The organism is Corynebacterium glyciniphilum AJ 3170 (genome assembly GCF_007673095.1).
GTDB lineage: Bacteria > Actinomycetota > Actinomycetes > Mycobacteriales > Mycobacteriaceae > Corynebacterium.
Map to the genome: position 1 here is coordinate 152,705 of NZ_VDYZ01000003.1, position 25,689 is coordinate 178,393.

25 protein-coding genes are annotated in these 25,689 nt (G+C 65.4%); 18 read left to right on the forward strand and 7 right to left on the reverse strand.

Annotation, left to right across the window (positions count from 1 at the left end):
- The first annotated feature begins 50 nt into the window (after positions 1 to 50).
- The 3 genes from FS507_RS04240 (at position 51) to FS507_RS04250 (ending at position 5,286) form a co-directional block, all read left to right on the forward strand.
- Complete coding sequence (locus FS507_RS04240; RefSeq protein WP_145941567.1) at positions 51 to 1,487, forward strand: amino acid permease; 1,437 nt, start codon at positions 51 to 53, stop codon at positions 1,485 to 1,487.
- A gap of 31 nt (positions 1,488 to 1,518) precedes the next feature.
- Entirely contained in the window at positions 1,519 to 2,463 is a 945-nt protein-coding gene (dapD, locus tag FS507_RS04245; protein ID WP_145941568.1) for a 2,3,4,5-tetrahydropyridine-2,6-dicarboxylate N-succinyltransferase, read from the forward strand.
- Positions 2,464 to 2,634: 171 nt separating this feature from the next.
- A complete protein-coding gene (locus FS507_RS04250; protein WP_145941569.1) occupies positions 2,635 to 5,286 on the forward strand; it encodes an ABC transporter permease in 2,652 nt (883 codons plus the stop codon).
- A gap of 20 nt (positions 5,287 to 5,306) precedes the next feature.
- Here FS507_RS04250 and dapC read toward each other — a convergent pair whose 3' ends face one another.
- From dapC to typA, 6 genes are all read right to left on the reverse strand, one after another.
- Positions 5,307 to 6,434: a succinyldiaminopimelate transaminase gene (gene dapC / locus FS507_RS04255; protein WP_145941570.1), complete on the reverse strand. Its 1,128-nt coding sequence runs from the start codon at positions 6,432 to 6,434 to the stop codon at positions 5,307 to 5,309.
- Between the two features lie 56 nt (positions 6,435 to 6,490).
- Entirely contained in the window at positions 6,491 to 6,814 is a 324-nt protein-coding gene (gene fdxA / locus FS507_RS04260; RefSeq protein WP_038547609.1) for a ferredoxin, read from the reverse strand.
- A gap of 100 nt (positions 6,815 to 6,914) precedes the next feature.
- Entirely contained in the window at positions 6,915 to 7,370 is a 456-nt protein-coding gene (locus tag FS507_RS04265; protein ID WP_145941571.1) for a hypothetical protein, read from the reverse strand.
- 4 nt (positions 7,371 to 7,374) lie between these two features.
- On the reverse strand, positions 7,375 to 8,322 hold the full coding sequence (gene mshB / locus FS507_RS04270; RefSeq protein ID WP_145941572.1) for an N-acetyl-1-D-myo-inositol-2-amino-2-deoxy-alpha-D-glucopyranoside deacetylase: 948 nt from the start codon (positions 8,320 to 8,322) through the stop codon (positions 7,375 to 7,377).
- Positions 8,315 to 10,261, reverse strand: a complete 1,947-nt coding sequence (locus FS507_RS04275) for an ABC transporter family substrate-binding protein (RefSeq protein ID WP_145941573.1) — start codon at positions 10,259 to 10,261, stop codon at positions 8,315 to 8,317. Before FS507_RS04275 ends, mshB begins: the two co-directional genes overlap by 8 nt.
- 24 nt (positions 10,262 to 10,285) lie before the next feature.
- Positions 10,286 to 12,196 carry a translational GTPase TypA gene (typA, locus tag FS507_RS04280; RefSeq protein ID WP_145941574.1) on the reverse strand — a complete coding sequence of 637 codons (1,911 nt, stop codon included), beginning with the start codon at positions 12,194 to 12,196 and terminating at the stop codon, positions 10,286 to 10,288.
- Between the two features lie 279 nt (positions 12,197 to 12,475).
- On the opposite strand from typA, the gene FS507_RS04285 reads away from it, so the two are divergent.
- The 9 genes from FS507_RS04285 to FS507_RS04325 all read left to right on the forward strand — a co-directional run bounded on the left by FS507_RS04285 (position 12,476) and on the right by FS507_RS04325 (position 18,917).
- On the forward strand, positions 12,476 to 13,225 hold the full coding sequence (locus FS507_RS04285) for an Rv1157c family protein (protein WP_260853158.1): 750 nt from the start codon (positions 12,476 to 12,478) through the stop codon (positions 13,223 to 13,225).
- Positions 13,226 to 13,245: 20 nt separating this feature from the next.
- Complete coding sequence (locus tag FS507_RS04290; RefSeq protein WP_145941575.1) at positions 13,246 to 13,791, forward strand: DUF402 domain-containing protein; 546 nt, start codon at positions 13,246 to 13,248, stop codon at positions 13,789 to 13,791.
- A 637-nt stretch (positions 13,792 to 14,428) separates the two neighbouring features.
- A complete protein-coding gene (locus FS507_RS04295; RefSeq protein ID WP_145941576.1) occupies positions 14,429 to 14,836 on the forward strand; it encodes an ImmA/IrrE family metallo-endopeptidase in 408 nt (135 codons plus the stop codon).
- Positions 14,833 to 15,396 carry a hypothetical protein gene (locus FS507_RS04300; RefSeq protein WP_145941577.1) on the forward strand — a complete coding sequence of 188 codons (564 nt, stop codon included), beginning with the start codon at positions 14,833 to 14,835 and terminating at the stop codon, positions 15,394 to 15,396. The genes FS507_RS04295 and FS507_RS04300 overlap by 4 nt, the downstream gene beginning before the upstream one ends.
- 54 nt (positions 15,397 to 15,450) lie before the next feature.
- Positions 15,451 to 15,969, forward strand: coding sequence for a hypothetical protein (locus FS507_RS04305; protein WP_145941578.1), 519 nt, complete (start codon positions 15,451 to 15,453; stop codon positions 15,967 to 15,969).
- An 80-nt stretch (positions 15,970 to 16,049) separates the two neighbouring features.
- Entirely contained in the window at positions 16,050 to 16,439 is a 390-nt protein-coding gene (locus FS507_RS04310; RefSeq protein WP_145941579.1) for a hypothetical protein, read from the forward strand.
- Positions 16,440 to 16,695: 256 nt separating this feature from the next.
- A complete protein-coding gene (locus tag FS507_RS04315) occupies positions 16,696 to 17,226 on the forward strand; it encodes a hypothetical protein (RefSeq protein WP_145941580.1) in 531 nt (176 codons plus the stop codon).
- Between the two features lie 797 nt (positions 17,227 to 18,023).
- A complete protein-coding gene (locus tag FS507_RS04320; RefSeq protein WP_145941581.1) occupies positions 18,024 to 18,461 on the forward strand; it encodes a hypothetical protein in 438 nt (145 codons plus the stop codon).
- A gap of 18 nt (positions 18,462 to 18,479) precedes the next feature.
- Positions 18,480 to 18,917 carry a site-specific integrase gene (locus FS507_RS04325; RefSeq protein ID WP_145941582.1) on the forward strand — a complete coding sequence of 146 codons (438 nt, stop codon included), beginning with the start codon at positions 18,480 to 18,482 and terminating at the stop codon, positions 18,915 to 18,917.
- A gap of 104 nt (positions 18,918 to 19,021) precedes the next feature.
- Here the strand turns inward: FS507_RS04325 and FS507_RS04330 are convergent, their stop codons facing one another.
- Positions 19,022 to 20,191: an acyl-CoA dehydrogenase family protein gene (locus FS507_RS04330; protein ID WP_145941583.1), complete on the reverse strand. Its 1,170-nt coding sequence runs from the start codon at positions 20,189 to 20,191 to the stop codon at positions 19,022 to 19,024.
- 117 nt (positions 20,192 to 20,308) lie between these two features.
- Here FS507_RS04330 and FS507_RS04335 point away from each other — a divergent pair, with 117 nt between their 5' ends.
- The 6 genes from FS507_RS04335 (at position 20,309) to FS507_RS04360 (ending at position 25,609) form a co-directional block, all read left to right on the forward strand.
- Positions 20,309 to 21,058 (forward strand): DUF4232 domain-containing protein, encoded by a 750-nt coding sequence (locus tag FS507_RS04335; RefSeq protein WP_186314546.1) that lies wholly within the window; start codon positions 20,309 to 20,311, stop codon positions 21,056 to 21,058.
- The gene (locus tag FS507_RS04340; protein WP_145941585.1) at positions 21,001 to 22,836 is read left to right on the forward strand and encodes a hypothetical protein; all 1,836 of its coding nucleotides are present in this window, start codon (positions 21,001 to 21,003) and stop codon (positions 22,834 to 22,836) included. Before FS507_RS04335 ends, FS507_RS04340 begins: the two co-directional genes overlap by 58 nt.
- 52 nt (positions 22,837 to 22,888) lie before the next feature.
- Complete coding sequence (locus tag FS507_RS04345) at positions 22,889 to 23,557, forward strand: SDR family oxidoreductase (RefSeq protein ID WP_075813248.1); 669 nt, start codon at positions 22,889 to 22,891, stop codon at positions 23,555 to 23,557.
- A complete protein-coding gene (locus tag FS507_RS04350) occupies positions 23,554 to 24,450 on the forward strand; it encodes a patatin-like phospholipase family protein (protein WP_260853159.1) in 897 nt (298 codons plus the stop codon). Before FS507_RS04345 ends, FS507_RS04350 begins: the two co-directional genes overlap by 4 nt.
- A 46-nt stretch (positions 24,451 to 24,496) precedes the next feature.
- Entirely contained in the window at positions 24,497 to 25,027 is a 531-nt protein-coding gene (locus tag FS507_RS04355) for a hypothetical protein (RefSeq protein WP_145941586.1), read from the forward strand.
- Positions 25,028 to 25,111: 84 nt separating this feature from the next.
- Complete coding sequence (locus tag FS507_RS04360; RefSeq protein ID WP_145941587.1) at positions 25,112 to 25,609, forward strand: hypothetical protein; 498 nt, start codon at positions 25,112 to 25,114, stop codon at positions 25,607 to 25,609.
- Positions 25,610 to 25,689: the final 80 nt, after the last annotated feature.

Below are 25,689 nucleotides of genomic sequence, written 5' to 3' on the forward strand. Positions count from 1 at the left end.
TAGTGGGCTCTGGTCTCGCACGCCGGGCGGGTGTGCGAGAATCCGGAAGTATGAGCACACAGCACACCGACTCCCCCACCGATTCTCAGGGTGCGGCACCGACCGAGGCCGGAAACCGGGACCTCGGACACAGCCTCAAGGTCCGGCACCTCACGATGATGGGACTCGGTTCCGCTGTCGGGGCGGGGCTCTTCCTCGGTACCGGCGTGGGTATCAAGGCGGCGGGGCCGGCGGTTCTGCTGTCCTACATCGTCGCCGGCATCGTGGTGGTCTTCGTCATGCGCATGCTCGGCGAGCTTGCGGCCGCCCGCCCGGCGTCGGGCACCTTCGCCACCTACGCGAAAATGGCCCTGGGCCCCTGGGCCGGCTTCTCCACGGGCTGGTTGTACTGGTTCATGCTCATCATGGTCATGGGCACGGAGATCACCGGTGCCGGGGCCATCATGGGCAACTGGTTCGGTGTCGAGGGATGGATTCCGGGCCTGCTGTGCGTGATCCTGTTCACCGTGGTCAACCTGTTCGCGGTCCGTGGTTTCGGAGAATTCGAGTACTGGTTCTCCTTCGTCAAGGTTGCGGTCATCATCTTCTTCCTCGTCGTCGGTGCGCTGTTGATCTTCGGGCTGCTTCCCAGCCATGACGCTGTCGGCGTCGACAACTTCACCCCCTTCGCCCCGAACGGCGTGTCCGGCATCGCAGCCGGCCTCCTCGCCGTGGCCTTCGCCTTCGGCGGTATCGAGATCGTCACCATCGCGGCCGCCGAGTCCGAGAAGCCCAGTGAAGCGATCACCGCTGCGGTGCGGGCCGTCGTCTGGCGTATCTCGGTGTTCTACCTCGGCTCCGTGCTGGTGATCACCGCTCTGCTGAACGTCGCCACCCTCGATGATGCCGACAGCGCCGCAGATTCCCCGTTCACCCGTGTGCTCGCCATGGCCGACATCCCCGGCGTCGTCGGGTTCATGGAGGTCATCATTGTCCTGGCGCTGCTCTCGGCGTTCAACGCGCAGATCTACGCGACCTCGCGACTGACCTTCTCCTTCTCCCACCAGGGCAACGCACCCAAGCTGTTCCGGAAGGTGTCGTCACAGAAGGTTCCGACGGCCGCCGTGATCTGCTCGCTGGTCTTCGCCTTCATCTCCGTCGGACTGCAGGTGTGGGGACCGGACAACCTGATCAACATCCTGTTCAACGCCGTCGGCGGGTGCCTGTTGGTGATCTGGTTCATCATCGTGCTCAGCGAACTGAAGCTCCGCCCGCAGCTCGAGGCCGAGGGAAGCCTGAAGGTCCGCATGTGGGCCTGGCCGGTCCTCCCGATCGTCACGCTGGTGGCACTGGTCGGCCTGGCGGTGCTGATGCTCTTCGACGAGACCGCACGTGACCAGGTGGTCACCGTAGCCATCGCCTTCACCGCGGTGAGCCTGCTGGGTGTGTACGTCACCCGGCACCACGCCCGCACGGTGGCGAACGAGGAACCCGAACGTACCTCGTAGTGTCCGGGGGCGACAGGTAGACTGTGACACCATGACTGCCGCATATGGAACCGGAATTGCGACCCTGACAGCTGACGACACCGTCCTCGACGTGTGGTACCCCGAGTTCGGTCTCGGGGAAGCACCGTCGACCCCGTCAGACTTCTCCCACCTGGAGGGTGAGGACGCCGACCGTGACGTCCGACGCACGGTGGTGACGACGGTCATCGAGGACCTGGACGCCGCCCCTGTCGACACCGCCGACGTCTATCTCCGTCTCCATCTGATCTCCGGCCGGAAGATCCGGCCCCACGGCTGCAACCTGGACGGCATCTTCGGCAAGTTGGCCAATGTCGTCTGGACCGACTTCGGCCCCTGCGCCGTCGAAGGGTTCGAGGCCACCCGCGCGCGCCTGAGCCGGCACGGCCGGGTCACGGTCTTCTCCGTGGACAAGTTCCCGCGCATGGTCGACTACGTCGTCCCCACCGGGGTCCGGATCGGCGACGCCGACCGGGTCCGTCTCGGCGCCCACCTCGCCGAAGGCACCACGGTGATGCATGAAGGCTTCGTGAACTTCAACGCAGGCACCCTGGGGTCGTCGATGGTGGAGGGACGCATCTCCGGTGGGGTCGTGGTCGGCGACGGCTCCGACGTCGGCGGTGGCGCCTCGATCATGGGCACCCTCTCCGGCGGCGGCAAGGCCGTGATCTCCGTCGGTCGCCGCTGCCTTCTGGGGGCGAACTCCGGGCTCGGAATCTCACTCGGCGACGACTGCGTCGTCGAGGCCGGCCTCTACGTCACCTTCGGGACCAAGGCGGTCGTCTCCGGCGCTGTCGCCGAGGCAGTCGGTGTCGCTGACGGGAGCACGGTGAAGGCCTCCGACCTCTCGGGGGTCTCCAACGTCCTGTTCCGTCGCAACTCCGTGTCCGGCGCCGTCGAAGCCGTCGCACGCACCACCGGTTCAGTGGAACTGAACGAAGACCTCCACAAGAACTGACCGACACCGGGGCTCCTCTCCCCGCCCCGGCTCTCCGCTCTCCTTCCTCACTCCCCTCTTCTCCTCGACACCTCCGTCGGAAAGCTCTCCTCCCATGGGACATCCAGCAGCCTCACCTGCCCACCCGGCCCGCATCACGCCTGTCGGCCCCCGCCCCGCCACCACACAGCGATGACCCGCGCAGCACGGACGCTCCTCCGTCTGAGCGGCCGCGGTCTCCGGGCCCACCGTGCCCGGCTGGTACTGACAACACTGTCCGTGGTTCTCTCCACGTCCTTCCTCACCGGAACGGCCCTGCTGTCGGGGATCCTCGGTGACTCCGTCAGCCGGCTCAGCACCTCGGACTACAGCCACGCCGATATCGTGGTCCGCCCCGCAGACGGCCACCGTGAACTCACGGACACGGTGGAACGCCGCATCCTCGACAACCCGCAGGTCGACCGCGTCGCCGTCGACGACCGCCGTAGCGTCGTCCTCACCCGGGGCACAGACGCAGACGGCCCCACGGTGGACACCGGCGGCATCCCCGTGCGTCCGACGCCCTGGTACGGTCCGGAGCGCTCCCTCGACCCCGGCGAACACCTCGTCACAGGCTCGCCCCCGCGCCCCGGCGAGCTGGTCGTCACCGCCACCGCAGCCGAAGCCACAGGTCTGGCAGTCGGCGACGAGCTCACCGTCACCGGCCCGGCCGGTGCCTTTCCGCTCCGGATCAGCGGGATGTCCGGCGGTGGCGATCCAGGCACCTTCGCCGTGGCGATGAATGAACGGACCTACCGTGAGAACCTCGCCCCCGACGGTCTCCCGGGGCTGGCCCTACGGGTCACACCTGGAGCAGTGCCCGAGGACGTGGTCACGACCCTGACCGAAGACCTTGCCGACCCTGCCGACCCTGCCGACCCTGCCACCACCGCCGGCGGGGCTCCCGACGTGGCGGTACCATCCGTCCGCACCGCAGCCGAGGTGGAACGATCCGACTCCACCATGCTGGACACAGGACTGGGGTACCTGCGCTACATTCTCGGCGCGTTCGGCGCCATCGCGTTGATCGTCGGGATGTTCATCATCGCCAACACCTTCGCGATGACTGTGGGGCAACGCATGCGGGACTTCGCACTCATCCGGGCCCTGGGAATGTCCGGCCGCCAGGTGTCCGTCTCAGTGCTGTGTGAGGCGGCGGTCGTCGGAATCCTCGGCTCCACGTCGGGAGTGCTTCTCGGCGCCGGACTGGTCACCGCCGCAACACGACTGGTCACCCTGTCCGGCCCGCTGGCCCCGGAGCTCCCCGCCGCCGACGCGGGACTCCTGATGACGGCGTTCGTACTGCCGTGCGTGGTCGGGACGCTGGCCACCGTCCTCGCGGCATGGGGACCTGCCCGCCGGGCCGCGTCCGTTCCACCACTGGCGGTCGCGCGGACTGACCTCGCGGCCTCCCCCGCCGCGTCGTGGTCGGCGCGGGCACTGACAGGTGCTCTCGTCTGTGTCACCGGGGTCGTGGCCGCCGGTATGGCCGTGGAGGTAGGCGCCGGTTCAGGAACCCGGACAAGAATGATCATCTGCGGGGCAGGGATCCTCATGACACTCACAGGGGTGTATCTCCTGTCCCCCTCACTTGCCCGGCGTGCCCTGCCGTCTCTCGGACGGTTGCTGGTGCTCCCCCTGGGTAAGTCCTTCCGGGTGGCCGGCACGGTAGCGGTACGCACCACCCGGCAGTCTCCCCGTCGGACCGCCGGAACCGCCTTCGCCGTCACGCTGGCCCTGTGTCTGGTCACCGTGACCGGGATGACGGGTGCGTCGACGGTGGCGTCGCTGCGACAGACGGTCGACACGGAGGTCTCCGCGGACCTGGTGATCGCAGCCCCCGGTGGCGCGGTTGATGCCCCTGTCCCCGGCGCCACCGTCGACGAGGTGCGCGGGTCCTCCGGCGTCGGCACCGCCTTTCCACTGGGTAAAGGGGTCGCCTTACTCGGCGACAGGCCGGAACCCGGTCTGCCGCTGGTGACCGTCAGCAACGGGGATCCGTCTGCGGTCCTGGATCTCGGTGAGCAGCACGGTGACCTGGAGATCGGCACCCGGGACGGGGTCACGATGTCGGCGTCCTACGCTGCCGCGAACGGATGGAGCATCGGAGACCGGGTCCCGGTACGGGCCCAGGGGCAGGCACGCGCCGTCGACCTCGAGTTGACCGGAACCTATGAGTATTCCCGGATCCTCGGCGACGTCGTCATCGGTGCGAGCGCATTCTGGCGGGTCGCACCGGGCACCCAGGGCGGGACCGGCCACCGTGTGATCGCTCTGCTGGTCACCGGCGACGGCTCCGTCCCGCGGGACACCTTGGCCACCCGGCTGGGCAGTCTCCTCGGCGACACGGCGGCAGTGACCGTCCAGACACCGGCCGAGTTCGCCGGTGAACAGTCTGTGCTGGTCGAACGCATGATCCTCGCCGTCTACGCCTTGCTTGCCCTGGCCGTGGTCGTCGCGGTGATGGGGGTGGTGAACACCCTTGCGTTGTCGGTGGTGGAACGTCGCCGTGAGATCGGCATGCTCAGGGCAGTGGGAATGAGCCGTGGCCAGGTACGCCACATGGTCGTCGTGGAAGCCCTGCAGACGACGGTCTACGGCGCTGTACTCGGTACCGGGGTGGGGCTCGTCGCAGGGCGGGCACTGCTCAGCATCCTGTCGGAGAGCGGGCTGTCCACGGTCGTGGTGCCGTGGCCACTCGTCGGGTCGGCCCTGGCCGCAGCCGTGCCTCTGGGCGTCCTCGCAGCCCTGGCCCCTGCCACACGAGCCGCGAGGATCCCTCCCCTTGAAGCGGCCCAGCCGTAGACGACGGCGCCGGAGACGTGCTATTCAAGCCCTGCGGCGAGCCGCCGGGCGGCGGTGACGATCTGCATGTCCGTGGCGGTCAGCCCGATCCGTACATGCTCCGCACCGCCAGGACCGTAGAAGTCGCCGGGCGCCACCAGTATGCCGAGACGTGCGAGCCGGTCCACGGTATCGCGACAGGGGCGCCCTTCCGTGGCCCACAGGTAGAGACCGCCGTCAGAGTCGTCGATGCGCAGTCCCGCGGCCTCCACCGCAGCGGACAACAGCTCGCGGCGCTCACGGTAACGCTCCTTCTGCAGAATCTCCTGGCCGTCGTCCTCCAGGGCCGCGACAGTGGCCGCCTGAACGGGGCCAGGCATCATCAGACCCGCGTTCTTCCGGACGCTGAGCAGTTCGCCGATCAATCCCCGGTCACCGACAAGGAACCCGGAACGGTACGACGCGAGGTTCGAGGTCTTGGAGAGCGAGTGGACGGCGATCAGGTTGGTGTGGTCGCCGTCACTCACCCTGGGATCAAGGATGGACACCGGGGCGTCCTCCTCCGACCATCCGAGACCGAGGTAGCACTCGTCGGAGACGACGACGACATCACGTTCCCTGGCGAACTCCACGACCTTACGGAGATGATCGATCCCCAGCACCTTGCCGTGCGGGTTGGCCGGCGAATTGATGAAGATCAGCGTGGGCGTCTCCGGGCCGAGCTTGAGCAGCGAGTCGCTCCGGACAGCCCTCGCCCCGGCGAGGCGGGCGCCGACCTCGTAGGTCGGGTAGGCGAGCTCCGGGATCACCACCGTCTGTCCCGGCATCACGCCGAGCAGGAACGGCAGCCATGCGATGGCTTCCTTCGTACCGACCACGGGCAGAACGGCGTCCTCACCGACGCCGGTGACGCCGAACCGCCGGGCCAGCGCCTCAACGACCGCCCGACGGAGCTCCGGTGTGCCGACCGTCTGCGGGTAGCCGGGGGCAGCCGCGGCTTCCGCGAGTGCCAGCTGGATCGACGGGGCGACCTCGTCGACCGGCGTCCCGACCGAAAGGTCAACGAGACCGTCCGGGTGAGAGGACGCCACCTGCTTCGCACCAGACAACGAGTCCCAGGGAAAGTCGGGGAGCTCGGAGGAGAGGGTACGGCGGGAACGGCTCGACATGATTTTCCTCAGGTTTCCTCAACAGTGGTGGCGTCGGCGGAGTAACGGTGGCGGGGTCAGTCCTGGTTCTGCGGCGGGAGGTTCTTGATCCCCTCCACGTCGAAGTCCTGCGGGCCGAGCTTCGCAGCTCCACCCGGGTCCCCGAGATCATCGAAGAAGGCGACGTTGAAGTCGATGTAGTCCTCCCACTCGTCAGGGAGGTCGTCTTCGTAGAAGATCGCCTCGACCGGGCAGACCGGCTCACATGCGCCGCAGTCCACACATTCGTCCGGGTGGATGTACAGCGAACGCTTGCCCTCGTAGATGCAGTCGACGGGGCATTCTTCGACACACGCCCGGTCCATCACGTCCACACACGGCTGTGCGATCACGTAGGTCATCTGGTTGTCACCTTCTGGAGTTCGTCACTGTCAGGAGTTCTCAATGTATTTGTCAGCCGCCCCGGAGTCACCGGGGGCTGCAGTCGTCGCTGTGATCTTCTCACTTCAACCGCAGTAATGCCCAACCGCCACCGGCCGCTCCCAGTGGAAGGAGTAGCAGAGCCCAGACGGTACCGGCGAGGATGGTGTCGCCGCCCAGGCCGGGCAACACCGGCCAGAACAGCAGCAGAGCGTATCCGGCCAGCCACACCCACAACGGCGCGGCAGCGACCCGCCGGTTGTCGGTCCACAGCAGTGCCGTCTTCACGAGCACGTAGTTGAACCACGGGCCGACGACCACCGGCCAGGGGAACGGCACCGAGACATCACCGACGGTGATCCGCGACCCCAGGTAGAGCGCTGACAACAGAATCGCCACCAGTGATCCGACGCAGAGCCAGACGATACCGGCCACCCGTTCCGAGCGTGCGGTGTCCCGACGAACCTGTGAACGCTCCGGATCACCCCAGTGCGGCTCGGCGGCGGGGTCCACGGCTGTCGTGTCCTCAGAACTCATCGGGTCACCTCCCTTCGGCAAATAGACAGTCTAGTCTGTCCAGAGTGTCCGGGGGAAAACTGCCCCGCGTGGAGAAGTCTTCTCCCAGCGTGTAGCTCTCAGAATCCAGCAACGGTTGGGTGATGAGATTGGACAGGCAGAAGGCCGTCGGCCCGGAGGAGTACCGTGGACGGTCGTTGACGTCAGAGACCGAGCCGTCCGCGACCCACAACTGGGTCGCGTGCGCCGCCATCGCTCGTCTCTTGGCTGCGACGTCCTGCTCGCTGCCCTCGATCCTGGCGTCGACGACCCGTGACGGAACAGTCGCCAGGTCTCCGGGCTGAGCGCGACGCCAGCCCTCGGGCGGCGCACCGTGGGCGTCGAGGGCGCGCAACCCCTCGTCGACGCGTTCACGTTCCTGGGCCGTCCAGTAGATCCTGGCCGGAGTCCAGCGGCCCTCCCGGACCGCGTCGGCGGCGGCACGATGGGTGATCTCGTGAGCACGGACATGGTCCGGATGACCGTAGCCGCCGTCGGGGCCGTAGGTGACGACCACATGGGGCCGGAGTTCATCGAAGACCTCCCCGAGCTGGTCGACGGCGAGTTGACCCGAGTTGACGAATGCGCGCGGATGCTCCGCGGCAGGGGTGCCTGCCATCCCGGAGTCGCGCCACCGTCCCGGCCCACCGAGGAACACCGGTCGCCCTAGCCCGAGCTCCGCGAGTGCGCGCTGGAGTTCGGCGATGCGGTAGCCGCCGAGGATGTCGCGGTCGTCGGCGACGAGGCTGGCGTACTTGTCACCGATGACCTCCCCCTCCTCCCCGAGAGTGCAGGTCACCACGGTCACCTCCGCCCCTCGACGGCTCCAGTTCGCCATCGCCAGCCCGCCCCAGATGGACTCGTCGTCCGGATGGGCGTGGACGGCGACGACGCGCAGCCCTGTCAGGTCGCCGTTTACGCGTGTCTCACTCATTGTCGGTCTCCCGGGTCGTGTCGGTGTCGTTGTGCGTCTCATCGTCGTCTGACCCAGAACTGTCGGCCCTGAACCATTCCGGGACGGTGACGAAAGGCCCTGACCGCTCACCCACCGGCCAGGATGCGACCCTGCCCGGCGGACCCGCAAGCTCGGCGGACCGACCCACCACGACCCGGTCTCCCATCAACGGCAGGGACAGTGCCTGACTGGCGAGATACTCGCCCACCTGTTCATCGGTCCCGTCGTCCAGAAGGGCGTCCAGCTCCGGGTCACAGATGCCCGAGATATTCGACGCCCGAGCGTTCGGGGCCGCCTCATCCGATTCCGTCGTGGTGGGCGGGGCCTCCCCCGACGTCGTCGGTTCGGTCGTCGGTTCGGTCGTCGGTTCGGTCGTCGGTTCGGTCGTCTGCGAGGACGTCGCGGTGTCGTCCGCGTCCGCCTCGGTGGACAGCTCCGACTCCGTCGGCAGCTGCTGGGACGGCGACCGCAGCGGACGGTCAGCCTCGTCGCAGGTGAAGGTACTGCGTAGGTCGGTACGCGAGCGCTCACGGTCCTGCCAGACCACCACCGCATCGACTTCTCCCCGGGGAAGAAACGCCGAATAGAGGTCGGACGCGGTCGGGGTGACGACGGTAGCGGGAACGCCGGCGGAGCCCAACTGGTCGACGACCCGACGCGCGGCCTCGACGGCCTCGTCGTCCAGTGTGTCGGCAGCGATGCGCAACGGGTCAGCGGCGGTGGCTCCGGTCGTCTCCGCAGCGTTCCCGGGGTCCGTATGCCCCCGGAAAGCGCCGGTGCCGCCGTCCGGTGCGACAGCGTCGGGATCACCGGTCACCAGCCTGGCGATCTGGTCGGAGTCGACGCTCGACAGCAACGCTCTGCGGGCCTCGGCCGACTCCAGGCGCCCGGCGGCGACGTTCGGGACCAGGTCCATCCGGGTGTCCAGATCGACGGTGGTCGAACCCACGCCGGGCAGACTGCCCACTGACTCCGCGGTCACCGCACCGCTTCGCGTCGTCAGCATCTGGAACTGACCGGCACGCAGCATCTGCGTCGACGTGTTCAGGTCACCCGACTCAGAGAAGACCACCCGGTCCGTCCTCGCCGGCGACGTGCCCCAGTACCTGGTGTTCCGTTCCAGAACGAGGTTTCCTCTCCCGGGATCGAACTGCCGCACCGTGTAGACCCCGCCTGAGGCTGCCGGAAGAGTGCCGAGCACGGTGCTGAAGTTCCGCCCCTCGGCACCGTAGATGTGGCTGGGCAGCAGGTGTGCGAAAAGTTCGCGCCAGTCCTGCTGGGGCCGGGAGAAGGTGACGGTGACGGTGTTGCCGCCGGCGGACACCGCCAGGTCGCTGATGTCGGCGTAGCCGGCGTTGTCGGTGGTTCCCGGCATCGTCGTGACCTGTTGCCACAGATAGTGGAAGTCCGAGCCGCTGATGGGGGTACCGTCGGACCACTGTGCCTCATGCGCGAGTGTGTACCGCACCTCCGTCGGCGCATCCTCCTCGCCGGAGCGTACGTCGACGGACTCCAGCAGATCGGAGTTCAGCACGGTCCGCCGGCCGTCCTCGCCGACGGTGAAGGCACTGGGCAACGTCAGATCGGCCACGGTGGAGGTCAGCATCGAGCGGGAGCTCACCAGGTGGGGGTTCAGGTCGGCGGGGATCCGGTCGACGCCCACGGTGATCGTGCGCAGTTCCTCCGGGACAGCAGAGGCTTCGTCATCGGGGTCCCCGTCGGTGTCCCCGGACCCGGAGTCATCCGGACGACCCTCCCCCGCCTCCTCCGCGTCGTCGACGGTGGGCGCGTCCCCCGGGTCCGCCTGGCAGCCGGACAGCACCAGACCACAGGCGGTGGCGACCGAGGCGACCACGACGACGGACGACGGACGCCGCCGAGACCTACTGAACTGCTTCACCTGGCGACGGCTCCTCATGGTCCGGACTGTGGAGGGATTGCCCTACTTGTTGCGGGCCTTCATGCGCGACAGGGCACGCGCACGCTCGCTGGCTCCGAGGATGACCTTACGCACGCGGATGTTCTCCGGCGTGACCTCGACACACTCGTCCTGACCACAGAACTCCATGGCCTCGTCAAGGGTCAGGTTGCGGGCCTTGGCCAGCGTCACGGTCGCGTCCGCCGTCGCGGAACGCATGTTCGTGAGCTTCTTCTCCTTGGTGATGTTGATGTCCATGTCTTCGTCACGGTTGTTCTGACCGACGACCATGCCCTCGTAGGTCTGGGTGCCGGGCTCGACGAAGAAGTCACCACGGTCGGCGAGCTGGGTCAACGCGTAGGCGGTGATCTGGCCGGTACGGTCGGAGACGAGTGAACCGTTGGGGCGGTCCTTGATCTCCCCTGCCCAGGCCTCGTAGCCGGCCGAGTAGTGGTTGGCGATACCGGTACCACGGGTCTCGGTCATGAAGATGGTGCGGAAACCGATCAGGCCACGGGACGGGACTGTGAAGTTCATCCTGATCCAGCCGGTACCGGTGTTGTCCATGCCCTCCATACGACCCTTACGGGCTGCCATGAGCTGGGTGACGGCACCGAGGTGCTCTTCCGGAACGTCGATGATCATGTGCTCGTAGGGTTCCTGGAGCTTGCCGTCGACGGTCCGGGTGACCACCTGAGGCTTACCGACGGTCAGCTCGAAGCCCTCACGGCGCATCGTCTCCACGAGCACCGACAGTGCCATCTCACCGCGTCCCTGCACCTCCCAGGCGTCGGGCCGCTCAGTGGGCAGGACGCGGATCGAGACGTTACCGATCAGTTCCTGGTCCAGTCGGGCCTTGACGACACGGGCGGTCAGCTTGTCGCCGCCGCCGCGCCCGGCCATCGGGGAGGTGTTCACACCGATGGTCATCGAGATCGCCGGCTCGTCGACGGTGATACGGGGCAGCGCCACCGGATGATCGGGATCGGCGAGCGTGTCACCGATCATGATGTCCTCGATACCGGAGACCGCGGCGATGTCACCGGCGATGACCTCCTCGGCCGGGACACGGGACACCCCGACGGTGCGCAGCAGCTCCGCGATCTTGGCGGTCTTGGTGTGCTCGACCCCGTCGGCGTCGTAATGGATCCAGGAGACCTGCTGACCCTTGCGGATCGTGCCCGCGAACACCCGGATCAGGCCGATACGGCCGAGGAAGGAGCTTGAGTCCAGGTTGGTCACGTGGGCCTGCAGGGGCGCCTCGATGTCCGCGGACGGCTCCGGGAGCACATCGTAGAGGACGTCGAAGAGAGCCTGGAGGTCCTCTGCGTCCGGGACATTCCCGTTGCCGGGGTTCTCGGTGGAGGCCTTTCCTGCACGCCCCGAGGCGTAGAGGACCGGCAGATCCAGCAGTGTTTCTGCGGCAGCTGCCGCTTCCTCGTCGTCGAGAGCCGCAGCGAGCTCGAGCAGCAGGTCCTGCGCCTCGGTGACGACCTCGTCGATGCGGGCATCCGGACGGTCGGTCTTGTTGACGCTGATCATCACGGGCATCTTCGCCTCGAGGGCCTTGCCCAGCACGAAGCGCGTCTGGGGAAGGGGCCCCTCGGACGCGTCGATCAGCAGGACGACGCCGTCGACCATCGACAGCGCGCGCTCCACCTCGCCACCGAAGTCCGCGTGGCCGGGCGTGTCAATGACGTTGATGACCAGGTCACCGCCGTCTTTACCGAGGCCGGCACGGCGGATCGCCGTGTTCTTGGCCAGGATGGTGATGCCCTTCTCTTTCTCCAGATCCCCCGAATCCATGACACGGTCCTCGACCTCGCCGTGGGCATCGAACACCCCGGACTGACGCAACATTGCGTCGACGAGGGTGGTCTTACCGTGGTCAACGTGGGCGACGATGGCGACATTACGGAATTCAGTCAGTGACACAGATCCTTCAGCTTCCTAATTGAGAGTCAGTCGAGGTCGGGGCCCGGGGCACCGCTGAGCGGCCCCGGGGGGACAACGACGCTCCAGGGTACTCGACAGAGCCCCATTTTTTCTCATCGACGCAATCCAGCGCAGGTTAACGCCCGTCACTGCTATGGTGGTCAAAAGCGAACCTTGGCTGCTTTTTGTTACTCGTGTTACTGTTGTGGCCAATGTGACGTTTGATGCGCTCGTGACGTTCCTTCGACGACACGATTCACAACCACCGAGAGGCTGACAGTGCTTTCCCAGTTCACCCGCACCTCGCGGATCGCACGGACCGGACGACCCGCCCGTCGCATCTCCCGCGCCGTCTCCGCCGTCCTGACCGCTGTAGCCGTGTCCGCAGGCGCGTCGTTGGCTGCGGCGCCGGCGGCACACGCCGCCCCTGCACTGCCAGGCCTCCCCGATCTTCCTGTCGACAACCTCGGACGCCCCACACCGGAGCTGCTACAGCAGATCGAGGATTTCGCCAACAGTCCTGACGTCCCCGACAACGTCAGTGACATCCTCAAGCGCGTGGTCAGCTTCTTCCGTGGTGACGGGGAACCCGGTGTCGGCCTCCCGGACAACGCACCGGGGTTCACCCAGTTCGGTTGGCCGACGCTCGCGTCGAACTGCATCGGGGGCACAAGTAATGCAGTCGGCCTCGCCATGGGTGTCCCCGGCCCTGCCGAACTGCCTCTCCCCGGTGTTCCCGATGGTCACGTCTCCTTCGTGTTCACTGCGCTGGGGACCGGGACCGTCGCCGAGAAGCAGAATACCGGGATGCGGGTGCACTGGGTGAACATCAACAACGGACGGATCGGCCACACAGAACTCGCCTACGGCGGGATCAACCCGGAGGGCCCTGCCACCATCAACGGCCTGGCGGACACCGGCCCCGGCAATGTCCTCGCCCTGCTGGAAGGCGGAGTGACCACCAACGAGGAGGGCGCGCAGGGCAACTGCACCTTCCTGCCGACCGCCGGGATCTTCAACGTTCGCTGACTCCGCACCACCACATCTTCATGAGTGCCACGCATCCGCCCAAGGTCGAGAACTTCGATCTCGCCGGGCTGAGCAACACCGACCCCAAGGGCTTCCTCCGTCAGGTGGACCGGTGGGACCAGCGTGACGGCATGCTGTACATGGCCAGGCCGGCGGACCACCCACGTTTCGGCTACCTCGAGAGCTGGTTGATCCCGGCACTTGATCTGCGTGTCAACCGCTTCCACTTCCGCGACGGAGAGGGCGGCAGGTTCCCCGGCCAGGACCTCTACGTCGACATCGCCCTGATCAACCGTGGCGACCTCCTCTGGCGGACGACCGACCTCTACGTCGACCTGGTCACCTATGCCGGGGGCCGATGGGAGGTTCTCGACCTGGAAGAGCTCGGTGATGCACTCCTCGCTGGTCATATCGACGCCACCACGGCTGCGCGGGCGCTTGAGTCGTCCCAACGTCTCATCAACGGGATGCTGGACGAGGGCGGGGTAGACAACTGGTTGAGGTCCCAGGGGTACCCGCTGTCCTGGGCCGAAGAGGTCACACTGGCGGCCCCCGAAAAGGCGTAGTCTCCTGCGCCGTCCCACTGCGCGACCGCTACGTGAATTTCCACTGACACTGCAGGGCACTGCCAGCATCCTCCAAGATCACCGCCGTAAGTTCATTGTCAGAGCCACCGCAACGGTGGCCACAGGCAGAGAAGCGACCGGAAGGACACCCCGTATACGGCAGCTGAGCATTCTCCTCTTGAAACGTCAGCAGTTAACCCCCGACCCTCTGGGCCGGGGGTTAACTGTGTGTCCGGGCCTGTTAGTGCCCTCGTAGATCTGGACATCAGCAGAAGTCTTGCCAGCAACCGACTAAACGAAGTCCTTTCCGCAGACGACCTTGTAACAACCGTCGCAGGGAACTCCCGTGTCTCTCCTGTAGAGGCTCTCATCGCGCTCGGGCGGCTCTCCCCTGACGAGGAGTTCTCACCTCTCAACCTGGAGGCGCACCGCTGGCTAGCCGAAGACACGATCTCCTTGCCCATCCCAATCGAACATGAAGCTGCAGCAAAAGCCATGGCCGCTGTCGCCAGGAACAGGCGAAACGTCGGGCCACGAAGGGCGATTCGAACACTCGGGGGCACCCGCGTCTGTCCGATGAAGATAATTGAACTGTCCGCCACGAACACACCCCTTAACGCCGCAGACAGCAGCCAAGATGAAGACGCAGGAAGAGAGGAAGATAGTGCAGACCCTCTCCCTTAACCACCTCCACCACCTGGTGCGGGAACGCACCGGGCGGACAGTCCGCTGGCACAGCGGCGGGCCGAAAGGTGCCTGGAAGGACGGCCGGGTAAGTATCCGACACGGCACGAGCGACACGCAGACCAAGTGCACGATCGCTCATGAGCTGTCCCATGTCGCACACGATGACCCGTGCAACGGTGACGACGCCGTGGAGGCCCGTGCCGATCGGGAGGCTTCACGCCTGCTAATACCCCCCATGGCATACGCTGAGACAGAACTGGTCTACGGCCCAGACATCCACAAGATCGCCGAAGAGCTCGGCGTCACCACACACCTCGCTATGACGTGGCGAGACACCTTCGAGAGGACCCTACTATGACCATCCGACGTACAGCCCTCGCTGTCGTAGCCGCCGGGGCACTCGTAATAGCAGGATGTGGCAGCCGTGATCGAAATGCCGCCGTCGACGAGACGGCTAATCAGGGACCGAGCAGGCCGCAGAACGCAAGCTCAAGCACAGACGTATCGGGAACGAAGTCTGTAGGCGATATGGCTGTGCAACGCCTGGGGCGAAAACCTGACATTCAAGTTACAGCCGACCCAGCCCCCGTTGGCCGGAGTGGTTCGACCTCTGATTATGCAGTACATGTCACCGGGACCTGTACCTCAAGGGCAGATGTCTACATAACCCGCGACTACACCATCACAGAAGAGCTTATGGTCCGGATTATCCCGGAAGGCGAGGAATTCGGTGCCTACATGAGTCCGGAGAACGCCAAGAGGGGGTCCACACACACCTGGCATGTCGAGCCAGATGAAGGCGGAACTTGCGACCTGAGTGGCTACGACCCTGCGTCGGGGAGCGACTTGTTTGACGAGCGAGGTGTCGGCACAACGACCGTAGAGGTGAAGATCCCAAGGAACCTAGAGAACTCCTAAGAACGAAGAGCCCCCGGCTGACACTGGCAGTCACACCTTCGAGAGGACAATACTATGAACACCAGGCGAGCAAGCCTTGCTGTCTTAGCCGCTGGAGCATTTGCACTTGCTGGATGCTCCGATGATTCGGCCGCGGACGAGACCGCCTCCACCCCGGCGCCGACAATAGCTTCAGAGTCCGACGGTCAAGTTACTGAAACGACCCTCCTCCACGACGGTGCTCGGATGACAATGCACCGGCCATTGGAAGATTTCACCGTAGCGCTTGATCGCACCGACGTCGCATACTCGAACCTGGAGAGCTTCGTCGATGACCCAGGTTGGTCGACCGACACAATCTCAGTAGAGCTCACCGGGCAGGGGGCAAAGTTGTGGATCAGCTCCACAGACGACACCGCATCATGGCTCGGAAACCGAGTGGACTCTGACATTAGCGCAGGCACGTACACGCTGCTGGGAAAGAATTGGGCTGCCGATGTCAATCTAAGTGACGACGTTGATGGACAACTGAAAGAGGATGCCCTAATCAGGATGGCTGAAGAGCTTCCCGCTTCACTGTGGGCTTTCCGGTGACCTGCACGTAGCCGCACCGCAGAGTTGACCCCCAAGCCGCCGGACTGACGCCGGCAGAAGCACCATCAGAGGAGAACACCATGACCATCAGACGAACAGCGCTTGCCGCCGTAGCCTGCGGCGCGCTCGCGCTCACCGCGTGTGGAGACGCCGAAGCGGAGGGCGAATACCACGGCTTCGATACGGAGGCGGAATATAGCCGAGCCCTCGACGACTTCGCGTGTGGCTTGGCAGAGGACGGCGCTTACGCGGTACAGGCGTACAACACCGTCCGTGAAGACCCCGAACTGTCGAGCCAGTACGGCATCCCCTCCAATGGTGACCCACAGCTACTCCATGACATCACCTACGGCACGACCACCTACGACTGTTCCGTCCCATGGGTCAGGGAGGGGGCGGCGAAGACCGTAGAGAACGGAGAATACTTCGATCGGGACTATGCCATCGAAGAAGGGGTGATTGAAGAATGACGAGCCAGCAGCCCAACAGGATCATCCGAGCCCGACAAAGCCTAATCGGCAAGAAACCATCTGAGATCGATCCCAACCGCGACAGCAGTCACGCGAGGTCATTCGTCGGGATCGGAGGGCTCGTCATCGCATTCGCCATCCTTATGATCGTGCTCGGAGAGACCGGAACGGGACTGCTCGTCCTCATCGTCGGCATCCTCATCGTCGCGGCAGCCACCATCGTCCAGGCGATCAACAAGCAAAGTGAGAGCCGATCATGACCATCCGACGCTCCGCCCTCGCTGCATTGTTTGCGCTCCCCCTCATCCTCACCGCATGTGGCAGCGACGACCAGACCCCTGCGACCACGACCAGCAGTACCACATCCACGACAGTCAGCACTACGAGCTCAACCACTGTGAGCACGACCAGCAGCACAACGTCCGAGATGCCCGAACCGGAACCCATGGTCGAAGAACCAGCAGCGGTAGAGCCCGTCCCCGAGCAACAAGGCATCTGGGCGCCACCCGGCCAGGGAACCAGGTGCCCCGGAACCGACGCCTACGTCTGGAACTACGCCGACTGCAATCCCTCCAACGGAGTAATCGACCCCGAAGAGTTCTACCGACTTACGGCACCAACCCCGGAATACGAAGAGCCCTATCGGTCCGACGGTTGCGTAGGCCCAGCCGCAACGTGTGGCTACTACGACGCCACCGGCGACCCAATCTGGGTCGACAAGGAGACCGGAGAGACCTCGCCGCGGTACTACGACGAGGATGGCAACCCCACCATGGAAGCCCCCTAGACACGAAAAGCGGCCCCCACCACCGGGTCGTGTGACATAAACCACTCAAACACTGACGATTTAGACGCAACAAGGTACGGTATGGACCATGACAACGATCAGCCCGACACCCAAACAGACTCCCCGTCTGAACAGGGAGAGTCGACGCACGATCAAGCGAGCAGTAGTCATCCCTCAGGATCAAGTCCTTCGACAGGCCTGGCACACCACCGGTCAGTCCCTCAGGGAAGCGATGAACAAGAACCGCTCGACGCCGAACCGCTAGACCCCGATGTCGCCCAACAGATTGGGCAGAGGGTTCTTTCTGTGACCCGAAGCGGACCGCTTCCGACAGTCGATGAGTTTAGAGGATACGACGGAGTCGTCGACGGGGCAGCCGACCGAATTCTCCGTATGGCAGAACTGTCCGCCGAGGCAGCCGCGGACGCGACATCCGCAAACGCCGAAGCTACAAGAGCGGAAGCTCAAGCTACCCTAGCTGGCGCTGATTCAGTCCGTCAGGACAGCGACTCAGTCAAGCGAGGACAGATCATCTTCGCGATCCTGTCGGTAGTCTGCATCATCGCGAGCACTGTTCTTGGCGTGGCCGGAATGGGAGCAGCATCAATCGCCCCACTCGTAGCAGGAGTGATATCGGGTTTTGGAGTGCTCATCCGTCCAGTGAACCCATCTCGCTGGCGCAACCATGGAGAATCGACACCCCCCAGCGGCGAGTAGTAGAAGGCCCCCACCGCCGGGCAGGGCGATGAGGGTGAATGTCCAACACATATACGCACGTCAGACAGGAGAAGTTTATCATGAGCGTTCAACGACGCCCGAAGACCGGCAATCCAGCGAAAAGACGCCCGAAGTGGGTCGTACGCTACCGTGACCCCAGCGGACGCGAGCACAGCAAGACCTTCACCTACGACGAATACAAGAGGCCAGAGAAAGCGGCGCATGCCTACGACCGGGAGCAGGCCCGCCTCCTCCAGCGACGCGAGTGGGTCGATGAGGACAACGCCCCGCTACTGAAAGACATCTGGCCGCTATGGGAGCAGATGGCCACGAACGAGGGAACCAAGGCAGTGCGGGAACGCGTCGGGAAAACCTCGGAGACCTCGGCAAGACGAAAATCACCGATCTGCGGCCGACTCAACTACGTACTTGGCAGGCGACCCCTGAAGATGGGGCGCCCGTGGGTGAAGGGGTGCACCGGACTGTCGCTGAATACCCGGGTGTCCTGGTGGACTTAGCTGTCCGGCTGCCTACACATGGCGGTCACGGACGAGATGCTGATCGTGAACCCCTGCAGCAATATCCCGGGGCCCGGGGCAGGGTCGGAGCCAGTGGATCCGCGGACCCTCCCGACGATGTCGCAGATCCGGACCACCGTCGAACACGCGAACAACACGGGCCGGAACACGCTGGCGACGATGATCATCCTCGCGGTATCGACCGGCATGCGACCCGGCGAGGTCGGAGGACTGCGGTGGAAGAACATCGACCGTCAAGCCGGGGTGATCCATGTGGTCGAGCAGACTGTGCAACAGCCGACGGAAGATTCTGACGGGTGGGGCCCGCTGAAGACCCGGTCGTCGCGGCGGAAGGTACCGGTGCCGCCGGAGACGATGAACCGGCTTCGCCGTCACCGGCTGAAGCACCCCGCCGACGCCGACGACGGATACCTACTGGCATGTGCTCCCCGATGAGGAGGATCTGGTGCGGAATTCTGCGGCGGGTCTGGTGCGGGATGGGCTCGGAGTCGTCGACGCACGCAGAGCGGGGCGCGGAGGGCTAAAACCCCCTCTGACCTCTACGCGAGGATCTGGCGGCCCATGACCATGCGGCAGACCTGGTTGGTGCCCTCGTAGATCTGGGTGATCTTCGCGTCGCGCATCATGCGCTCGACCGGGAAGTCACGGGTGTAGCCGTACCCGCCGAGCAGCTGTACCGCATCGGTGGTCACCTGCATCGCGATGTCCGAAGCGAAGGTCTTCGACCCGGCGGCCAGCAGCCCCAGCTTCTCCCCGCCCTCTGCCTCACCGCGCTCGGCGTTGGAGGCCGCAGTGTAGATCATCAACCGTGCAGCGTCGATCTTCATCTTCATGTCGGCGAGCATGAACTGCGTGTTCTGGAACGCCGCAATGGGCTTGCCGAACTGCTTGCGCTCCTTGACGTACTCCACTGCGGCGTCGAACGCGCCCTGGGCGATACCGAGCGCCTGGGCCCCGATCGTCGGCCGGGTATGATCCAGGGTCGCCAAGGCGGTCTTGAAACCGGTCCCCTCGTCCCCGATGATGCGGTCGCCGGGGATCCGGCAGTCCTCGAAGTACAGCTCCGCAGTGGGTGAGCCCTTGATGCCCAGCTTGTGCTCGAGGCCACCGACCCGGAATCCGGGATCGTCCTTGTGCACCATGAAAGCGGAGATCCCGTTGGCACCGGCCTCGGGATCAGTCACAGCCATCACGGTGTACCAGGTGGATTTGCCACCGTTGGTGATGAAGCACTTGGAACCGTTGAGGACCCACTCGTCACCGTCCTTGGCCGCCTTGGTCTTCATGCCGCCGGCATCAGAGCCGGCCTCACGTTCGGTGAGCGCGTAGGACGCCATCGCACCGTTGACGATGTCCGGGAGGACCTGCTGCTTGAGTTCCTCGGACCCCGACAGGATCAGGCCCATCGTGCCGAGCTTGTTCACCGCCGGGATCAGTGAGGACGCCCCGCATACACGCGCGACTTCCTCGATGACGATCACCGCTGCCAGGGAGTCACCCCCCTGTCCGCCGTAGGCCTCACCGACGTGGATCGCGTTGAACCCGCTGTCATTGAGTGCCTTCAAAGCCTCTTCCGGGAAGCGCTCGTCGGCGTCGACGGCAGCAGCGTACGGAGCGATCTCCTGCTCCGACAGCCCCCGGATACTGTCGCGGAGCTCGCGGTATTCTTCCGGCAACTGGAAAAGGTCAAAATCAGGGTTGAAAGCCATGAACGTCAGTCTCCTGGGAAATCGTTGGAAATGCTCGCACCGGACGTTACCCGGGACAGTCCGCCTGCACCGCGGTACGCCGAACCCGATGATGTGATTCAGCCTACACTGGGGGTCATGGTTACTCAGCGCCCGCAGGAGACTCCGAACAGCACAGATACCACCACCAGCGCGGCCGGTCGCGCCAGGTTCCGTCGCACCGGGACTGTGGGAGCTGTAGGGGCGTCAGTGGTTCTGGCGATGTCGGTTCTCAGCGCGTGTTCCGACGGAGACAGTTCGACGGACGCGGGCACGACACCGATCGAGGACGCCGGGTCCACCAGTGACTCTGCCGCGGAACCCGCCGACACTGCTGCCGGCACTCCTGCCGACAGTGGTGACAACGCCGGGGACAACGGTAGTAACGGTAGTTCGGGCGGTGAAGACCGCTGTACGACCGACGGTCTCGACATCACACTGGGCCAGAGCCAGGGTGCGGCTGGCAGCCTGCTCCTGGACGTCGACTTCACCAACTCCGCGTCCGAGGACTGCACCCTGTCCGGGTTCCCCGGGATCGCACTCGTCGACGACGCCGGCGATCCGATCGGCGCCCCTGCAGTCCGCGAGGACAACGCCCCCGGCGGAGTTGTGGACCTCCGCCCCGGCGACTCGGCTACCGCAGCCCTCAAGATCAGTCGGGCAGAGAACTACGATGACCAGACCTGTGGCCCGACTCCCGCGGACGGACTGCAGGTCATCGTGCCCGAGGAAACCGACACCACAGTCCTGAACTTCACCGACGGTTCCGGCGACCTCACCCAGGTCACCGCGTGCAGCGACGACTCGGTGGAGCTGCTGTCCGTCCAGCCCCTCACTGCTGGCGCGTGATCCGGGCACTTACTCCCGTCGTCATCACAGTCGCCGTCCTGGTGCTGCGGGGGTGGCAGCTGAGCCAACGAAGCTTCTACTGGGATGACCTGGTCATTCCTGCCCGCTTCCGGGACACCGGTCTGTGGGTCCCCTACGACGGTCATCTCATGCCCGGCTCCGCAGCCGTGCAGATCCTCGCAGACTCCGTGGCCCCCTTGCAGTGGTGGCTACCTGCGGTCGTCACTGTTGCTGCGACCGCTCTGGCAGCGTTCCTCTGGTGGCGTCTGCTCGGTCACCTCACAGACAGGCGGCTGGTCCGCACCGTCGCCTTCACCGCGATAATGTTCTCGCCGTTTCTGGGAACCGCCTCCGGCTGGTGGTCAGCAGGCATCAATGCCCTCGCCTGGCAGGTCACGGCCGCAGGAGTCGGCATCATCGTGCTGTCCACCCCGGCGCGTTCGGGGCTGGGTACGACGACGGTCCGTTCCCTGGCCGCGAGCATCGTGCTGTTCGCTGGTCTGTCCATGACGGAGAAGTCGCTGTCAGTGGTTCCTGCGTTGTTCGTGGTGGCGCTGGTGCTGCGTGCGGGTGGACGACGGAACTCGCTGCCCGTGTTCAGCCTGCCGGGTGTGTTGACCGGTGGATGGGTCGTTGTCTACCTGCTTCTTGTCGACCGGTCTTCGGGGGCGTTCGCTCCTGCTCTCGACGGGATCACCACGGCGCTCGGTTCCTCGGTTCTGCCGGGGGTCCTCGGTGGTCCCTGGAGTTGGGACCGGTGGAACCCGTCTCCCGCGTTCTCGACGACTCCTGGCGCACTCCGGGTCGCGGCCGCACTGGTGGTGGTCGGACTTGTTACGGCCTACCTTGTCCACCTGCGGGGCCGGTTCCTCACCGGCCTTGCCGCCCTGGCGGGTTCTGCGGGCTACCTTGTGGTCATCCTGCTGCTGCTTCGCGAGGGGCGCACCGGTGAAGGATCGACAGACCTGTTGGCCCGTGGCATGCACTACTACGCCGACTGGTGGGCAGTCACCGTCCTCCTTCTTGTTGCGGCGGTGGCCGGGGCTCCGCGCCCGGAGGCCCGCCGTGCTGGCCCCGCGGGGTCCGCTGCCCGGGCGAAACCGCAGACGGCAGCTGCGGGGGTGGTCTGCCTCCTGTTCATCGTGAGCTCGACCGTGTCCACCGTCACATGGGTTTCCGCGTGGTCCGGGGATGAGACCGGCAATTATCTTGCCGGAGTACGCCAGGCGGTGGGTGACGCTGAGTCTTCCGGTGTTCCCTTTCCGGACCAGAACACCCCGCTTGAGGTACTCACCCCGCTGATGTCGCCGTACAACACGGTCGGTGCGGTGGCGGGTCGGCTGCACGGCGGTGGCGGCATCGGCGCAGTCACCACGAATCCGCGGGTCGTGACACCCGACGGCCGGGTCGTGGATGCCGCGGTGCTCGACATCGCCAGAAGCGCTGCGGGAGACGCCCCTGACTGCGGCGTCCGGGTAGAAGCCGGCCAGCCCCAGATCATCACCGTTGATCCCGCGCTCCCCTTCGGGGACTGGACTTGGGAGTTCACCGCGACGGCCGACGAGCCTGTCACCGTGGGGCTGTCCACCCCGAACGGGCTCGAGGAAGAGTCGCAGTGGCGTGCACGGACCGTGGATGTCGAGGTGGGCACTGATCTCGTGACCAGGTGGGTCAATCTGTCCGGCGGCGGCGGGACGATCCTGGCAGAGATCGACGGTCCGCCCGGTTCCCACGTCTGTGTCGGTGCCGGTGCGGTGGGCCCGCTTCTGGCCCGCTAGGCTGGGGGCGAGATCCAGGACACAAACGACCTCGACGAAAGGCACCCACACCATGTACGACATCGTCATCATCGGCGGCCACGGGAAGGTGGCCTTGCTGACGGCACCGATGCTCGTCGAGTCGGGCAGCACCGTGACGTCGGTGATCCGCTCCCGTGACCAGTTCAACGAGGTCAGGGAGACCGGTGCGACCCCGACTGTGGCGGATATCGAATCCATGAGCACCGACGCCATCGCCGAACTCCTTGAGGGGCATGACACCGTCATCTGGGCGGCAGGCGCCGGCGGAGGGGATCCCGAGCGCACCTGGGCGGTGGACCGTGACGCGGCGATCCGCACCATCAACGCCGCCGAAGAGGTGGGTATCAGTCGCTTCATCATGGTGTCGTGGTCGGGTTCCTATCTCGACCACTGCATTCCCGAGGACAGCGACTTCTACCCGTACGCAGAGTCGAAGGCGGCTGCCGACCAGCATCTCCGCGATTCCGAACTCGACTGGACGATCATCGCGCCGAGCAAACTGACCGATGACCGGGATCGCGGTGGGATCGAGATCCTTCCGGAGGGCGACGGACGGACCGACGCCACCGAGGTACCGCGGGAGACCGTGGCCCAGACCATTGTCGCTGCACTGGAGTGCCCGCAGACCTCAGCACGGACGATCAGGTTCAACGAGGGCAATGAAGATCCCCACGAGGCGTTGCGGAGGATCGAGTGGTGACCCCCTCCGACTCAGCACACCTGGAAGCTCCCGATGTCGCCCTCCTTTTCGAGGGCGGGGGAATGCGCAACAGTTACACTGCGGCCTGCGTGTCCGAGCTCATCGAGCGGCAGATCCGTTTCGGCTGGGTCGGCGGAATCTCCGCCGGCGCATCACACACGGTGAACTTCCTGTCCCACGACGCAGAGCGTGCCAGGCAGAGTTTCGTGGAATTCGGCGCGGCCCCGGGCACAGGCGGTATCAGCTCTTTCCTCCGTGGCGACGGCTACTTCAACGCCGAATTCATCTATGAGACTTCAGGGCTGCCGGGCAACGAGTTTCCTTTCGACTGGGAGGAGTTCTCCGCTGACCCGACACCGTTCCGCATCGGCGCCATGCATGCCCGGACCGGTGAAACGGTCTACTGGGGCCGGGACGACATCCCGGACCTGCAGTCGTTGATGAAGAGAGTCAGGGCGTCGTCGACGATGCCCGTACTGATGAAGACGCCTGAGGTCGACGGCGAGCCCTATGTCGACGGAGCCCTGGGGTCCTCCGGCGGAATTCTGCTGGAGGCGGCCGAGGACGATGGCTTCGAGAAATTCCTGGTCATCTGTACCCGCCCACGCGATTACGTTAAACCCGAGGTCAAGTACCCCGGGGCGGTGCGCCGGGTGCTCAGGGACACTCCTGCTGTCGCCGAGGCCGTCATCACCCGCCCTGCCCGCTACAACGCCACCAAGCGCCGTCTCCTCGAGTTGGAGGCCCAGGGCCGTGCACTGCTGTTCTTCCCTGACCATATGCGTATCGCGAACACCGAGCGCAAGATCGACAAGTTGCGGGCGTCCTACGAGGACGGAGCGGCACAGACCAGTGCCGACTGGTCCCGGTGGATGGAGTTCCTCACGGCGTAGTCCGTAGTCGCTGACCGGCGGCCGGCTTCCCTGTACAGTTCGATCCATGGACGCCAGGCCCCGCGGAGACGGGCTCCTCCGCCCCTCCGATCTGCCCGAGGTCATCGCGCACCGACGCGCTCTCCTCCGGCGCAGCCGTGTCTCCCCTGCTGAGTTCGCCGCCTCCACGGACGATCTCCGGCGCATCGACAGGATGATCACCGCGAATGAGGACAAGGCACAGTCCCCGGCGTCCGCCGTGGCATGGACCGTGGTGGTCACAGCCATTGCGGGGCTGCTCATATTCGGTGGGTTCCGACTCATCACCGCTGTCACTGAACCGCAGGTCTGGAACGTCGCTGTGACGGCCGGAGGCCTGCTTATGGTCCTCGGCGGTTCCTTCAGCGGCGTACTGTGCCTGGTCTATCTGTGGGCAGGGGTCGCACTGCGCCGTCGGTGCATCCGGCAGGACCGCGCATTCCGGTCCTCCGTGAGCGCATTGTTGTCCGAGGTCGACGAAGGGGCTGCAGTCACCGGTTCCAGTCGTGCCTGGTTGGTTGATCAGCTCAACGCTGTCGGGGAAGAAGAGAGGCGGTAGCGGGTAACGTTCCCGCAGCGTAGTCGATTGTTTCTTTGAGTGAACCACTATCGGACTTTCTCACCATCCTGGAAGTGATGCACCATGTCATCCTCACGCTCTTTCCCTCGGCGACTCCTCGCCGGGGTCGCCGCTCTGGCCGCCTCCACAGCGCTGGCGGTCGGGATCGCCAGCCCCGCACAGGGCCAGGAGGGCCGACCGTTGGCCGTCTACCAGATCCCGGCGCTCGGGCTCCACGTCAGCGGGCTTGTCGTTCCCGGCCCTTACTTCGCCTCCGTCGTGGCCCGAACCACCGGGGCTCCTGGTGAGGTGAACATTTCTGCCCCGGCGGACCCGACCATCTGTTCCGGAAGCGCAGCCAGCTCACACGTCACCGTCAACTACCTGAACCTCTCGACGGGAAAAGCCGGTGAAGTCACAGTGAAACCATGCCCGACCTATCTCGACCCGACTCCGCTGAACGTCGCTGAGAGAACCGGCAGCGGACAGGTCGCGGTGTCCATCCGGGTGACGAACTCCCCGATGTTCCCGGATTCCGGTCAGCCGTCGTTGCCCGGGGCAGGGACATTCCGCGTTCCGTGACGGTCCACACACCGGCCGGGCCCACGATGTCCTAGGATGGGGAACCTCTCCCCCATTCTCTGACCTCTACGGAGTACACC